The following is a 13233-nucleotide window of genomic DNA, read 5'->3' on the forward strand; positions in this document are numbered from 1 at the left end:
CCCCCAGCACTCAGTGGCCCCGTCCGACCAGATCGTCGACCACGCCCACAAGGTAGCCCCCCAGGGGTTCCGGCAGCCCGGTGAGCGCCAGGTCGCGCGCCCGCAGCCCCCTCCGGCGCGTGAGCTCGCGCACCTGGTCGAGCGCGCCGGACGAGACCATCACCGCGCGTACCGCCGCGGCGCCGTCCTCGTCGAGGTCCGGCCGGCCCACGTGCGCGTCGAGCACGGCGCACCCCGCCGCGTCGGCGGACGCGTACGCCCGGCGAAGCAGCTCGGTGCGCTTGCCCTCGCGCAGGTCCGACAGCACCGACTTGCCGGTCAGCACCGGGTCCCCGAACACCCCGAGCTCGTCGTCGATCAGCTGGAACGCGACCCCGAGCGCCGAGCCGACCGCGCCGAGGCGCACGGTCCGCCCGTCGTCCACGCCCGCCATGACCGCGCCGGCCATCAGGGGCAGGCGGCCCGAGTACGCCGCCGTCTTCAGCTCGGCCACCGCGAGCGCGTCGACCTCGCGGGGCGGGCGCAGCGATGCGGTGACGTCCAGCAGCTCGCCGACGACGGTCGTCTCGATCCCCTCGGCCAGCAGCCCCATCACGCGCAGCAGCGCGGCCGGGTCCGCCGGGGCGGCGACCACCAGCGAGAACGCGGACGCGATGGCCAGGTCGCCCGCCAGCAGCCCGGCGGCGAGCACCTGGTCGGCCACGGAGCGCTCGTCGAGACCCCGCCCGGCCAGCCTCGCCCGGGCGGCGCCGGCGACGTTCGGCCGCCCCCGCCGGACCTCGTCGTGGTCCAGCAGGTCGTCGTGCACGAGCATCGCGGTGTGCAGCACCTCGATCGCCGCCGCGACGGGCGCGATCGCCGCCGGCTCGGAGCCGCCCAGCCCGAGGTAGGCCGCGACCGCCAGCCGGGGACGCAGGAGCTTGCCGCCGACGACGCCCGCCAGGTCGGTCCAGAGCCGCGCCGCGACGTCGGAGCGACCCGCCGCCACACGGACCCGGGCGTCGACGAACTCCTGCAGCACCTCGGCCGTCGTGGCCATCGCGCGCTCGACCGCCTGCGCGAGGTCGGCCTGCTCGGCGGCCAGGACCTCGGCCGGCTCGTGCCGGACCGTGACCGGCGACTCTCCCTGCATGAGCCCTCCTGTCGCTCGCCTGGAAACCTGTCGCTCGCAGGGAATGCTCAGCGTACTGAGCATTCCGTAGAACGCATCCGCGGGCCCCGCGCACGCACGTCGCACACCCGTCGCGCACCCTTCGGTCCGAGTGCCCTCCGTGGATGCACCTCGCGCCGATCTCGTCCGCGGCGGACGCGGTCGGCCCCCACCCGGCGCGATCGGTACGCTCGGGCGCATGACATGGCTGGTCACCGGGGGTGCCGGGTACATCGGGTCGCACGTGGTGCGGGCGTTCGGGCAGGTCGGCCTGGAGACGGTGGTCCTCGACGACCTCTCCAGCGGGCACCGCGGCTTCGTCCCCGACGACGTCCCGCTGGTCGAGGGCTCGATCCTCGACACCGACCTGGTGGCGGACACGCTGTCGCAGCACGGCGTGGTCGGCGTGGTCCACCTGGCGGGGTTCAAGTACGCCGGCGTCTCGGTCGACCGCCCGCTGCACACGTACGACCAGAACGTCACCGGCACCGCGCACCTGCTCGAGGCCATGGCGTCCCAGGGCGTCGACGCGATCGTGTTCTCGTCGTCGGCCGCCGTCTACGGCACCCCGGACGTCGACCTGGTCACGGAGACCACCGTGACCACCCCGGAGTCGCCGTACGGCGAGTCCAAGCTCATCGGCGAGTGGCTGCTGCGCGACCAGGGCACGGCCGTCGGCCTGCGGCACACGTCGCTGCGCTACTTCAACGTCGTCGGCTCGGCCACCCCGGACCTCTACGACACCAGCCCGCACAACCTCTTCCCGCTGGTGCTCGACGCGCTGGCCGAGGGCCGGACCCCGCGCATCAACGGCACCGACTACGCGACGCCCGACGGCACCTGCGTCCGCGACTACATCCACGTGGCGGACCTGGCGGACTCGCACGTCGCCGCCGCCCAGGCCCTCGCCGCCGGCCGCACCCTCGAGCGGGTCTACAACCTCGGCTCCGGCGACGGCGTCTCGGTCCGGGAGATCATGACCGCGATGGCCGAGGGCACCGGCATCCCCTTCGAGCCCGAGACCGCCCCCCGCCGTCCGGGCGACCCCGCGCGGATCGTCGCCTCCGGCGAGCTGGCGGGCCGCGACCTCGACTGGCAGATGCGCCACACCCTGCTCGACATGGTCACCAGCGCCTGGCAGGCCCGCCAGGCCCACTAGCCGCGACGGCGTCGCCGACGTCCGAGCACGCACGCGCCGGAGCGGCGACGGCTCAGAGCGCCTGCAGCCTCGGCAGGTGCCCCACCAGGCCCTCGAGCACCCTCTCGCTGCCCGCGTAGACGCCCTCGGCGCGGGGCCAGTGGACCACCACGTCGGTGAACCCCAGGCCCGCGGCCCGCTCGATCCCCTCGGTCACCAGTGCCAGCGAGCTCATGGAGAAGATCGGCGCGCCGTCCAGGCTGAGGTACCGGCGCAGGGCCGGCTCCCCCGCGGGCCGGGTGGTCGCCTCGATGGTGTCGAGCTGCTCGAGCATCGTCGCGAGCCCCGCCCACCACTGCTCCTGCGCGGCCCCGGGGTCGGTCGGCGCGTCCTCGGTGGCGTACGCGGGCCCGTAGGTGGCCCATCCCTGCCCGTACCGCGCGGCCAGCGTCATGGTCCGCGGGCCGTTGGCGGCCACGACGAACGGGGTGCGCGGACGCGCGACGGTGCCGGGGATCATCCGGGCCTGGTCGGCGCGGTAGAACTCGCCCTGGTGCGACGTGACGGGGTGGGTCAGCAGCTGGTCCAGCAGCCCGATGAACTCCTCGAACCGACGCGTCCGCTCCCCGCGCGAGGGCGGGTCACCGGTGACCGAGGCGTCGAACCCCTCGCCGCCCGCGCCGACCCCGAGCACGAACCGGCCGCCGCTGACGTCGTCGAGCCCCATGACGTCCTTGGCGAACGGCACCGGGTGCCGGAAGTTCGGCGACGCCACCCAGGTCCCCAGCCCGATCCGCTCGGTGACGGCGGCCGCCGCGGCCAGCAGCGGCACGGTCGCGAACCACGGCTCGTCGACCAGCGCGCGCCAGGCCAGGTGGTCGTACGTCCACGCGTGGTCGAAGCCCCACTCCTCGGCCTGCTCCCACCGGCGACGGGCCGACACCCAGCGCTCCTGCGGCAGCAACGCGATCCCCACAGCAACCATGCCCCGACCCTATGCGCAGGTCAGGCGTGGGCGTGCTGCTCGGTGCCGGTGGTCGACGGCGGCTCGAGCTGGAAGGTGCAGTGGTCGACGTCGAAGTGGCCGGCCAGGCAGCGGCGCAGGTCGTCGAGCACGCGACCCGCCTCGCCCCCGGACAGCAGCTCGTCCGGCACCTCGATGTGCGCGGACAGCACCGGGACGCCCGAGGTGATGGTCCAGGCGTGCAGGTCGTGGACGCCGAGCACCCCGGGGACGTGGCAGATGTGCGACCGGATCGCGTCGAGGTCGACCCCGCGCGGCGTCGCCTCCAGCAGCACGGTCCCGACCTCGCGCAGCAGGGCGACGGCGCGCGGCACGATCATCAGGCCGATGACGACGGACGCGACGCCGTCGGCCCGCTCGAACCCGGTGGTCAGCACCACGACCGCGGCCACGACGACCGCCGCCGAGCCCAGCAGGTCGCCGAGCACCTCGAGGTAGGCGCCGCGGACCGTGAGCGACTCGCTCTGCCCGCGTCGCAGGAGGGCCAGCCCGACGCCGTTGGCGGCCAGCCCGAGGACGGCGACCGCGAGCATGAGGCCCGCCTCGACCTCGCCCGGCCTCACCAGCCGCGCGATGCCGCCGACGAGCACGCCCACGCCGACGACCGCGATCACCAGCCCGTTCACCAGCGCGGCGAGGATCTCCGCCCGCTGCCACCCGAACGTGCGGGCCGCCGTGGCGGGCCGGGCGGCCAGCGCCGTGGCGCCCAGGGCGAGCCCGACCCCCGCGGCGTCGGTGAGCATGTGCCCGGCGTCGGCGATCAGCGCGAAGGACCCCGACACCAGCCCGCCGACCACCTCGACCACCAGCACGACCAGCGTGAGGACGAGCACGGCGAGCAGCCGCCCGCGGTGCGCCTGCGCGGCGGTCGAGTGGTCGTGGTCGTGGCCCACGGTCAGTCCCAGCCCAGCTCGTGCAGCCGGTCGTCGTCGATGCCGAAGTGGTGCGCGATCTCGTGCACGACGGTGACGGCGACCTCCTCGACCACGTCGGCGCGCTCGTCGCAGATGGCCAGCGTCGGCAGCCGGAAGATCGTGATCCGGTCCGGCAGCGACCCGGTGGCCCAGAACTCGCCGCGCTCGGTCAGCGGCGTCCCCTCGTACAGGCCGAGCAGCTCGACCTCACCCTCGGGCGACTCGTCCTCCACCAGCACCACGACGTTGTCCATCAGGGCGGCCAGCTCGTCCGGGATCTCGTCGAGCGCATCGCGGACGGCGTCCTCGAACTCCTCACGCGACATGTCGACCATGGGGTCCATCCTGCCTGCTCAGGGTGGGGTGATCGCAGCCACATCCCGCCGCTTTGGAGTTCGGGCCGAACAACCCGTATGCTCGTCACCGGTCATCCGGCGCCTCGGCGTTGGGGGTTGGATGTTCGCGTTGGACAAGCCCCCATCGTCTAGCGGCCTAGGACCCCGCCCTTTCACGGCGGTAGCACGGGTTCGAATCCCGTTGGGGGTACGAGCAGTTCAGCAGTACAGGCCTTGCAGCTTCATCCAAGGCCCCGTAGCGCAGTTGGTTAGCGCGCCGCCCTGTCACGGCGGAGGTCGCGGGTTCAAGTCCCGTCGGGGTCGCTCGGTACGTATGGCCACTTAGCTCAGTTGGTAGAGCGTTCGACTGAAAATCGAAAGGTCGGCAGTTCGACCCTGCCAGTGGCCACATCAGAAGCCCCGCCCGGATCTCTCCGGAGCGGGGCTTCGTCATGATGGGGTCAGCCGGCGAGGACCTTGGCCTTCGCCGCGGCGAACTCGGCGTCGTCGAGCACGCCGGCCGCCTTGAGGTCGGCGAGCTGCTTGAGCTGGGCGATGACATCGGTCTGGGGTGCCGCGGCAGGCGCTGCCGCCGCCTGCTGAGCCTGCACCTGGGCCGCTGCCTGCGCCGCCGCCTGGTCGACCATCTCCTGCTGCTGCTGGGCCGCCGCCTGCTGCTCCGCGTACTGCTGGTCCTGGGCGTCCTGGGCCCGGCCCATCTGCCGCCGCTGCACGTTGCCGCTCACCGCCGTGGCAGTCCCCGCGATCACGGCGGTCCGCGCCATGGTCCCGACCAGCCCGGGGCGTCCGATCCGTCGTCCACGCATCACTCACCAGCTCCTTCACTCAGCGCCTCGATGGCGATCTGCACGATCTCCCGCGGTATCCGCTCGAACGCGACGACCTCGCCGCCCGAGCTCCGCACCGCCGTGGCAAGCTTGACGGCCCACGCGTTGTCCCACACGACGACGAGCGCGGTCTGCCCCGGCTCGAGCCCCTCGCCGATCTCGAACAGGTCCGCCTCGCTCAGCAGGTCCAGCGGGTCGTCCCCCACCGAGTCCAGCGCCGTGCCCGTCTCGCCCTCCGACGGCTCGATCACCGTGACCGCACCGGCAGCGTCCTTGCTCACCTCGGCCAGGTCGATGATGCGCACGGTGCCGGAGGCGTGCAGCTCGCTGAGCGCCTGCGCCACCTCGTCACCCACGTCGAGGCCGTCGAACAGGACGATCGCCACGTCGACGTGTCCCAGCTGGTCTACATCCACTGCTGCCATCACGAGCTCCTCTGTGCTCAGGCGGTCTGCCTTGGCTGTTCTACCACCAACCAGGACGACTTCGCGGATACCGGCCGGAACGGTCGAACCCGGCGGCGCGCCGCCCTCGTCGGGGTCGGCGGCTCGGCGACGATGGCCCGAGCAGCACCCGCGCGGAAGAGGTGTCATGAACAGCCTGAGCAGCGTCGTGCCGGCCGACGTGGAGCGCATCGCCGGCGCCGTGTTCATCGAGCCGCCGATCACCAGCAGGTCGTCGACGCGGTTCTGGGTGCTGCTCGTGCTGGCGTCGATCATCGCCACGGCGGGCGTGATCGCCGACTCCACCGCCACCGTCATCGGCGCGATGATCGTGGCGCCGCTGATGACGCCCATCCTCGGCGTGGCGTTCTCGCTCGTGCTCGCCGACCGCCCCCACCTGGTGCGCAGCCTGGTCCACGTCCTGCTCGGCGCGCTCGTCGTGGTCGCCATCGGGTACCTGGTGGGGCTGCTGGCCCATCCGTCCGACGACTTCGTCGGCAACTCCCAGGTGGCCGGACGGATCAGCCCCAAGCTCATCGACCTGCTCGCCGCTCTGGCGACGGGGACGGTCGGGGCGTTCGCCCTGATCCGGTCCGACATCTCCGACACGCTGCCCGGCGTGGCGATCGCCATCTCTCTCGTCCCGCCGCTCTCGGTGACCGGCCTGCTCCTGCAGGTCGGCCGGACCGCCGACGCGGCGCAGTCGGCCCTCCTCTTCGCCACCAACGTCGCCGCCATCATCGCCACGGGGACGCTGGTCCTCGTGCTCGCCGGCGTGAGACCCGCGGCCGTCGCCGCCGGCCACCCCGTCGGCCGCGTCCGAGGGACGACGTTCGTCCTCGTCGCCGCCCTGGTCGTCCTCGTGGCGATCCCGCTGACCGCCGGTTCGCTTTCGGTCGTGCGGGACCAGTCGCTCGAGGCACAGGCGCGGCCGATCGCCGAGCAGTGGGCTCGCGACGCGGGCTGGGAGATCACGACCGTCGACGCGCGGAACGCCGTCGTCACCGTCAACGCGCTCGGGCCTCCCCCGTCGGTGGACCCGGAGACCCTGCGCGAGGCGTTCGACGAGCAGGGGCTGGCGAACACCGACGTCCGGTTGCGGCTCGTCGTCGGCGGCACCCGGCTGTGCCCCGCGCACACCACGGTGTGCACCGCGCCGGTCCCGGGCACCTAGCCCGTCTGCTCCTAGTCTGGGCGCACCGCACGCCCCACGAGGAGGACCCCATGGCCGGCACCCCCGGAGCCGAACGACCCCGCAGCTTCTTCGACCGGATCACCGAGCCGCTGGCCGGGCGCGCCCGCGAGAAGTTCGCCGAGGTCGAGGACCACGTCCGGGAGGCCATCCAGTCGGAGATCGACGCGGTCGCGCGCAGCGTCAAGGCCCGCGCCGTCGAGGTCCGCCCGTCCGCCCTCGGGTTCGCCGCCGCGGCCCTCCTGACGTTCTTCGGGCTGGCCCTGCTCATCACCGCCGGGGTGCTCGGCCTCGCGTACGCCGTCGACCCGTGGCTGTCCGCGCTCATCATCGGCGTCGCCCTCCTGCTGATCGGCGCCGGGGTCGCGGCCTGGGCCAAGCGCCGCCTCCCGCCGCCCCCGGCCGTCTCCGTGGTCCGCATCCACGAGCCCGTGCACCCCGCCGAGGAGCAGGTCCACCCCTGGGAGGACTGAACCCCAGCGGGTGATCCGCAGCTCACCCCTCGCGCGCCGCATCGCCGACCACCAGACTGAGGGCACTACGGACGTGCACACGAGAGGTCGTACCCATGAGCACGCAGTCGGGACCGCCGGGTGACGAGAAGTCGCTCGGACAGCTGGTGTCGGATCTCAGTGAGCAGGCCGCCCGACTCGTCCGCGCCGAGATCGACCTGGCCAAGGCCGAGGTCACGGGCCGCGTGCAGCAGCTGGGCATCGGTGCGGCGCTGGTCGCCGTCGGTGCCGTGCTCGCGCTCTACCTGCTCGGCGCGGGGATCGCGACGGCCATCATCGTGCTCGACATCTGGTTGGACCTCTGGCTGGCGGCGCTGATCGTCTGCGTGGTGCTGCTGCTGGTCATCGCGGTGCTGGTCCTCATCGGCATCAACCGGATCAAGGCCGGCTCGCCGCCCACGCCGGCCAAGGCCATCGAGAACGTGCAGAAGGACATCGACGCGGTCAAGACGGGGTTCACGGCATGAGCGACGACAAGCCCCAGACGGACAAGCCCTCGACGGAGAAGGCGCCCAAGCCGTTCACCACGCCCGAGATCGTGGCCCTCGAGTCCGAGCTGGCCGTGACCCGCGCCCAGCTGGCGTCGACCGTCGACGAGCTCGTGGCCCGGCTGGACCCGCGCGCGCAGGCCGGCCGTGCCGTCGAGTCGGGACGTCAGCTGTGGGTCGACGCCACGAGCTCGGGCACCGAGCCCGCTGCCCGCAAGAAGGCGATCTCCGTGCTGGGCGGCGCCGTGCTCGGGGTGGCCGCCCTGCTGGCCCTGATCATCGCGGCGGGCCGCAACAAGGGCTGATCGCCGCACGTCCGACGCACGAGGACCCCCGCGGGCGCGCCCTTGCGCCTGCGGGGGTCCTCGTCATGCGTGGTGGACGGACGTCATCCGGGCACGAGACGGCCGGGGCGCGTCGAGGAGGGTCGACGGCCTCGGCCGGGTGGGACGGTCGTTCAGCCTTCCGACAGGCGCTGCTGCGGGATGCCGCTCAGCAGATCGCGCACCTCGGACTCGCGGTAACGACGGTGACCACCCAGGGTGCGGATCGACGACAGCTTCCCGGCCTTCGCCCAACGGGTGACGGTCTTCGGATCGACCCGGAACAGCGTCGCGACCTCGGAGGGCGTGAGCAGTGCTTCGGATTCTGCGGGATGTGCGTTCATCAGCTGCCTCCTGGCAAGCGTGCGGCCTGCTGCACCGACGGCGTCGGCGCCCGGGCCAGTACAGGGTGCGGGTCGTGCGGGTGCATCTCGTGCGGGTGAAACGTTATCCATCCAGCGTCGCCGTTGACCCACGGACAGGCAAATCGGACGACGCCTACCTAGCATGAACGAAAGCCGCAGATACCGCATTCCGGGACACGGTCCCGTAACGGATCTTCACACGACCCTCATACACTTCTCATGTAGCGCGACCCGCGAGTCGTGGCACCACCATAAACCCGACCAAACGGTCATACGCGCCGACGCGCGGGGCGAGTCGACACGAACCTGGACATGGGTCCGAGTCCATCGTCGCACCCGCCGGCCCGACGTGATGCGTGTCGCCCCCGGCGAGTGGTCGGAATACCGAACGAGCATGTACCGTTGCCCCACGAAGAGACGATTCAGCACCCCGGGGCCGCACGTGTCAGCACGGAGCCGCCCCGCATCCACGTAAGAGGGGGTCGATGCCATGGGGCGCGGCCGTCAGAAGGCTAAGCAGACGAAGGTGGCCCGGGAGCTGAAGTACTTCAGCCCGGAGACCAACTACCGAGCTCTCGAGCAGGAGCTCACGTCGCACGGCCACAACGATGTCGTGACCGACAACCGCCCTCGCGCGGCTGTGGACACGGACACTGACGACGACAGCGACGACTACCGGCGCTGGTCCGACGACGACCGCTGACGCGGTACGTGGCTGATCCGGCGCACGTCGCGGGATCGTCGAGCGAGACGGCGGCAGGACTCCTGCCGCCCGTCTCGCTCGTCACGTTCGGGCCCAGGGCGGCGTCGGTGGTCGTGCTGCCGGTGGTCGTGCTGTCGACGGGCTAGACCCGGTACGCACCGGTCAGCTGGACCGCTCCGCCGTGCACGCCCTTGGTGCCGGCGACGAACCCGGGGGCGCCGACCACGTCGGTGGTCGGGTCCGCGTCGCGCACGGTGCCCAGCTCCCACGCCGGAAGGCCCAGCTCCGCGGCGTGCGCGAGCACCCCGGCGACGGCGTCGGGGGCGACGATCGCGACCATGCCCACGCCCAGGTTCAGCGTGCCCTCGAGGTCGGTCCACGGGACCTGTCCGAGGCGCTGGACCAGCGAGAACACCGGCGGCAGCGTCCAGCCGCCGCGGTCGATGTCCGCCACCAGACCCTGCGGCAGCACGCGCGCGACGTTCGACGCGAGCCCACCGCCGGTGACGTGGCTGTACGCGTGCAGCCCGGCGACCCCGGCGCGCTCGACCAGCGCGAGGCAGTCGCTCGCGTAGACGCGGGTGGGTTCCAGGAGCTCCTCGCCCAGCGTGCGGCCCAGCTCGTCGACGTGCCGGTCCAGGGACCAGCCGGCCACCGAGACGACCTTGCGCACCAGCGAGTAGCCGTTGGAGTGCAGGCCGCTCGAGCCCAGCGCCAGCAGCACGTCGCCGGCGCGGACCCGCTCCGGACCCAGCAGCTGGTCGGCCTCGACGACGCCCGTCGCGGCACCGGCCACGTCGTACTCGTCGGGACCCAGCAGCCCCGGGTGCTCCGCGGTCTCGCCGCCGACGAGCGCGGTCCCGGCCACCGAGCACGCCGCCGCGATGCCGCGCACGATGCCCGCGATCCGCTCGGGCACCACGCGGCCGCAGGCGATGTAGTCGGTCATGAACAGCGGCTTCGCGCCGACCACGACGATGTCGTCGACGACCATGCCGACCAGGTCGAACCCGATGGTGTCGTGGATGTCGAGGGCCTGCGCGATGGCGACCTTGGTGCCGACGCCGTCCGTCGAGGTGGCCAGGAGCGGCTTGCGGTAGGTCAGCAGCGCGCTCGCGTCGTAGAGCCCCGCGAAACCGCCGACGCCGCCGAGCACCTGCGGGCCGTGCGTCGCGCGCACGGCGTCCTTCATCAGCTCGACGGCCTTGTCCCCGGCCTCGGTGTCGACCCCGGCCGTGGCATAGGTGACCTGCGTGCCCTGCGCCCCGCTCACGGGTGGTCCAGCGCGGTCGCGCCGCCGGCGCCCGGGACAATCGAGAGCAGACCGTCCTCGGGCGCACCCAGCGGCAGCTCGTTCTGCTCGAGCAGGAACTTGCCCAGCCGGTCGTCCGGCGGCAGCTCGATCGGGTACTGACCCGTGAAGCAGGCGGCGCACAGCTGCGACGCGGGCTGCTCGGTGGCGGCGATCATGCCCTCCGGGGAGATGTAGCCGAGGGAGTCGGCGCCCAGCGACGCGGCGATCTCGTCGACCGCGAGGCCGTTGGCGATGAGCTCGGCGCGGGACGCGAAGTCGATGCCGTAGAAGCACGGCCACTTCACCGGCGGCGAGCTGATCCGCACGTGCACCTCGGCCGCGCCGGCCTCGCGCAGCATGCGGATGAGCGCCCGCTGCGTGTTGCCGCGGACGATCGAGTCGTCGACGACCACCAGCCGCTTGCCGCGGATGACTTCCTTGAGCGGGTTGAGCTTGAGCCGGATGCCCAGCTGGCGCAGGGTCTGCGACGGCTGGATGAACGTGCGCCCGACGTACGCGTTCTTGGTGAGCCCCTGCCCGAACGTGATCCCCGACTCGGCGGCGTACCCGACGGCCGCCGGGGTGCCCGACTCGGGCACCGGGATGACGAGGTCGGCCTCGACGGGGTGCTCGACGGCCAGGCGTCGGCCCATGGCGACGCGCGCGGCGTGCACCGACCGGCCCGCGATCGAGGTGTCCGGGCGGGCCAGGTACACGTACTCGAAGACGCAGCCGGCGCGGTCCGCGGCCGCGAAGCGGCTGCTGCGCAGGCCGTCGGCGTCGATCGCGATGAACTCGCCGGGCTCGATCTCCCGGACGAACGAGGCGCCGACGATGTCGAGGGCCGGGGTCTCGCTGGCCACGACCCAGCCGCGCTCCAGCCGGCCGAGCACCAGCGGGCGGACGCCCTGCGGGTCCCGCGCGGCGTAGAGGGTGTGCTCGTCCATGAACACGAGGCTGAACGCGCCGCGCAGACGCGGGAGCACCTCGAGGGCGGTGGCCTCGAGGGTGTGGTCCGGGTCCCCCGCCAGCAGCGCGGTGATCAGCGCCGTGTCGGTGGTGTTGCCGCGGGCCAGCTCGCCGCGCCGCTGGCTGCCGTAGCGCTCCGCGACGAGGTCGACCAGCTCGGCCGTGTTGGTGAGGTTGCCGTTGTGGCCCAGGGCGACGGTGCCCGCGGACGTGGGTCCGAGCGTCGGCTGCGCGTTCTCCCAGGTGCTGCCACCGGTGGTCGAGTACCGCGCGTGCCCGATGGCGATGTGCCCCTGCAGGGCGTTCAGCGCGGTCTCGTCGAAGACCTGGGACACGAGGCCCATGTCCTTGTAGACGAGCAGCTGCTGGCCGTTGGAGGTGGCGATGCCCGCCGACTCCTGGCCGCGGTGCTGCAGCGCGTACAGGCCGAAGTAGGTGAGCTTGGCGACTTCCTCGCCTGGAGCCCAGACGCCGAAGACGCCACAAGCGTCCTGGGGGCCTTTTTCGTTGGGGAGGAGGTCGTGGTTCAGACGTCCGTCTGCGCGGGGGGCCACGACCCTATGGTCGCACACGCCCCGGCGTCGGCGGCCATGCGCACCACGGGTCAGACGTCGGCGGAGGTGGCGCGGCGCACGCTGCGCCGGTCCGCCACCACGGCGACCAGCCCGCCGACGAAGCCGCCGAGCACCGCACCGGCGACGGCCATCCACGTGCGGACCGCACCCTCGCCGTCGAGGAAGGAGATGAAGCCGGAGCCGTCGGCGGCGCGCGGCAGGGCGGGCTCGACCACCACAGTGAGGAGGAGGCCGACGACCGCACCCACGAGCGCGCCCGCCATGATGAACGCGCCGAACTTCGGGGCGTGCCGCACCGTGGCGGGCTGCGCGACGGCGGCCAGCTCCTGCTCGGACGGGATCGGCACCCCGCGGGCATCCAGCGCGGGCTCGGCGGCTGCGGGCTCTGCGGGCTCGGCGGCTGCGGGCTCGCTCGTCGGGACCGGGGTCTCGTCGGCGGCGTCCTGCGGCTGGGGGTCGTTCGGCACCCCGTGATCGTAGGTCAGCCGCGCGTCAGCCACGGTCGCGGGCGGCCTGGAGCGGGAGCCAGTCGCGCAGGTCGGCGCGCTCGCCGGAGGCCCGGATCCGCCCGTCGGCTGCCGCGTCCTCCCAGGTCAGGACGCCCGTCGCCAGCGCCAGCCAGGTCTGGGCATCGGTCTCGACGACGTTGGGCGGGGTGCCCCGGGTGTGACGAGGACCCTCCACCGCCTGCACGGCACCGTCCGGCGGGACCCGGACCTCGACCGCGTTGCCCGGCGCCACCTCGGCGAGCTCCTCGAGCGTGAACCGGACCGCGGTGCGCCGGGCCGTCGTCGGCACCCCCGCCGGGTCCGCGCGCCACACCGCGAGCGCGGCGCGGCCGTCGGCGGGGTCGGTGCGGCGGCGCGGGGGCATGGGGCGATTCTGCCTCGGCCCACCGCGCCCGGGGCTTCCGCGGGTGGCACGGCGCGGGCTAGCCTCGTCGCCATGTCCTCCACGACC

General features: G+C 73.0%; 18 protein-coding genes and 3 tRNA genes. 10 read left to right on the forward strand and 11 right to left on the reverse strand.

Going from position 1 to position 13233, the window contains the following annotated elements:
• Positions 1-10 precede the first annotated feature (10 nt).
• Positions 11-1132, reverse strand: a complete 1122-nt coding sequence (locus AC1DWH_RS15855) for a polyprenyl synthetase family protein (protein ID WP_477094485.1) — start codon at positions 1130-1132, stop codon at positions 11-13.
• A 217-nt stretch (positions 1133-1349) separates the two neighbouring features.
• On the opposite strand from AC1DWH_RS15855, the gene galE reads away from it, so the two are divergent.
• Complete coding sequence (gene galE / locus AC1DWH_RS15860) at positions 1350-2309, forward strand: UDP-glucose 4-epimerase GalE (RefSeq protein WP_477094486.1); 960 nt, start codon at positions 1350-1352, stop codon at positions 2307-2309.
• A 52-nt stretch (positions 2310-2361) separates the two neighbouring features.
• Here the strand turns inward: galE and AC1DWH_RS15865 are convergent, their stop codons facing one another.
• Genes AC1DWH_RS15865 through AC1DWH_RS15875 form a run of 3 tightly spaced genes read right to left on the reverse strand, consistent with a single transcriptional unit; the run spans position 2362 to position 4561 of the window.
• Positions 2362-3273, reverse strand: coding sequence for an LLM class flavin-dependent oxidoreductase (locus tag AC1DWH_RS15865; RefSeq protein ID WP_477094487.1), 912 nt, complete (start codon positions 3271-3273; stop codon positions 2362-2364).
• 20 nt (positions 3274-3293) lie between these two features.
• Entirely contained in the window at positions 3294-4205 is a 912-nt protein-coding gene (locus AC1DWH_RS15870; RefSeq protein ID WP_456847672.1) for a cation diffusion facilitator family transporter, read from the reverse strand.
• Between the two features lie 2 nt (positions 4206-4207).
• Positions 4208-4561 carry a metallopeptidase family protein gene (locus tag AC1DWH_RS15875; RefSeq protein WP_477094608.1) on the reverse strand — a complete coding sequence of 118 codons (354 nt, stop codon included), beginning with the start codon at positions 4559-4561 and terminating at the stop codon, positions 4208-4210.
• A 138-nt stretch (positions 4562-4699) separates the two neighbouring features.
• On the opposite strand from AC1DWH_RS15875, the gene AC1DWH_RS15880 reads away from it, so the two are divergent.
• From AC1DWH_RS15880 to AC1DWH_RS15890, 3 genes are all read left to right on the forward strand, one after another.
• Positions 4700-4772 (forward strand) — tRNA-Glu (locus AC1DWH_RS15880).
• A 39-nt stretch (positions 4773-4811) separates the two neighbouring features.
• A tRNA-Asp gene (locus AC1DWH_RS15885) sits at positions 4812-4885 on the forward strand.
• A 12-nt stretch (positions 4886-4897) separates the two neighbouring features.
• Positions 4898-4970: transfer RNA gene (locus AC1DWH_RS15890), tRNA-Phe, on the forward strand.
• A 52-nt stretch (positions 4971-5022) separates the two neighbouring features.
• On the opposite strand, the gene AC1DWH_RS15895 is transcribed toward AC1DWH_RS15890, so the two are convergent.
• Entirely contained in the window at positions 5023-5388 is a 366-nt protein-coding gene (locus tag AC1DWH_RS15895) for an SHOCT domain-containing protein (protein WP_477094488.1), read from the reverse strand.
• Positions 5388-5834, reverse strand: coding sequence for a DUF6325 family protein (locus AC1DWH_RS15900; protein ID WP_456844234.1), 447 nt, complete (start codon positions 5832-5834; stop codon positions 5388-5390). Before AC1DWH_RS15900 ends, AC1DWH_RS15895 begins: the two co-directional genes overlap by 1 nt.
• Before the next feature lie 166 nt (positions 5835-6000).
• Between AC1DWH_RS15900 and AC1DWH_RS15905 the strand changes: the two genes are divergently transcribed.
• The 4 genes from AC1DWH_RS15905 (at position 6001) to AC1DWH_RS15920 (ending at position 8349) form a co-directional block, all read left to right on the forward strand.
• On the forward strand, positions 6001-7026 hold the full coding sequence (locus AC1DWH_RS15905) for a DUF389 domain-containing protein (protein WP_477094489.1): 1026 nt from the start codon (positions 6001-6003) through the stop codon (positions 7024-7026).
• A gap of 50 nt (positions 7027-7076) precedes the next feature.
• Positions 7077-7517 carry a phage holin family protein gene (locus AC1DWH_RS15910; protein ID WP_456844232.1) on the forward strand — a complete coding sequence of 147 codons (441 nt, stop codon included), beginning with the start codon at positions 7077-7079 and terminating at the stop codon, positions 7515-7517.
• 95 nt (positions 7518-7612) lie between these two features.
• Positions 7613-8023: a phage holin family protein gene (locus AC1DWH_RS15915; RefSeq protein ID WP_477094490.1), complete on the forward strand. Its 411-nt coding sequence runs from the start codon at positions 7613-7615 to the stop codon at positions 8021-8023.
• Complete coding sequence (locus AC1DWH_RS15920; protein ID WP_477094491.1) at positions 8020-8349, forward strand: DUF3618 domain-containing protein; 330 nt, start codon at positions 8020-8022, stop codon at positions 8347-8349. The genes AC1DWH_RS15915 and AC1DWH_RS15920 overlap by 4 nt, the downstream gene beginning before the upstream one ends.
• A 152-nt stretch (positions 8350-8501) precedes the next feature.
• Here the strand turns inward: AC1DWH_RS15920 and AC1DWH_RS15925 are convergent, their stop codons facing one another.
• On the reverse strand, positions 8502-8711 hold the full coding sequence (locus AC1DWH_RS15925) for a BldC family transcriptional regulator (RefSeq protein ID WP_477094492.1): 210 nt from the start codon (positions 8709-8711) through the stop codon (positions 8502-8504).
• A gap of 511 nt (positions 8712-9222) precedes the next feature.
• Here AC1DWH_RS15925 and AC1DWH_RS15930 point away from each other — a divergent pair.
• On the forward strand, positions 9223-9435 hold the full coding sequence (locus AC1DWH_RS15930) for a DUF3073 domain-containing protein (RefSeq protein WP_370502777.1): 213 nt from the start codon (positions 9223-9225) through the stop codon (positions 9433-9435).
• Between the two features lie 8 nt (positions 9436-9443).
• On the forward strand, positions 9444-9581 hold the full coding sequence (locus tag AC1DWH_RS15935) for a hypothetical protein (protein WP_477094493.1): 138 nt from the start codon (positions 9444-9446) through the stop codon (positions 9579-9581).
• On the opposite strand, the gene purM is transcribed toward AC1DWH_RS15935, so the two are convergent.
• Genes purM through AC1DWH_RS15955 form a run of 4 tightly spaced genes read right to left on the reverse strand, consistent with a single transcriptional unit; the run spans position 9578 to position 13146 of the window.
• Positions 9578-10708, reverse strand: a complete 1131-nt coding sequence (purM, locus tag AC1DWH_RS15940) for a phosphoribosylformylglycinamidine cyclo-ligase (protein ID WP_456844227.1) — start codon at positions 10706-10708, stop codon at positions 9578-9580. The two genes, AC1DWH_RS15935 and purM, sit on opposite strands and share 4 nt — an antisense overlap.
• A complete protein-coding gene (gene purF / locus AC1DWH_RS15945) occupies positions 10705-12252 on the reverse strand; it encodes an amidophosphoribosyltransferase (protein WP_456844226.1) in 1548 nt (515 codons plus the stop codon). The genes purM and purF overlap by 4 nt, the downstream gene beginning before the upstream one ends.
• Before the next feature lie 50 nt (positions 12253-12302).
• Entirely contained in the window at positions 12303-12740 is a 438-nt protein-coding gene (locus tag AC1DWH_RS15950) for a histidine kinase (protein ID WP_477094494.1), read from the reverse strand.
• A gap of 25 nt (positions 12741-12765) precedes the next feature.
• On the reverse strand, positions 12766-13146 hold the full coding sequence (locus AC1DWH_RS15955; RefSeq protein WP_477094495.1) for a sterol carrier family protein: 381 nt from the start codon (positions 13144-13146) through the stop codon (positions 12766-12768).
• Between the last annotated feature and the right edge of the window lie 87 nt (positions 13147-13233).

The sequence above is a fragment of the Cellulomonas sp. P2_F12 genome, assembly GCF_056403775.1.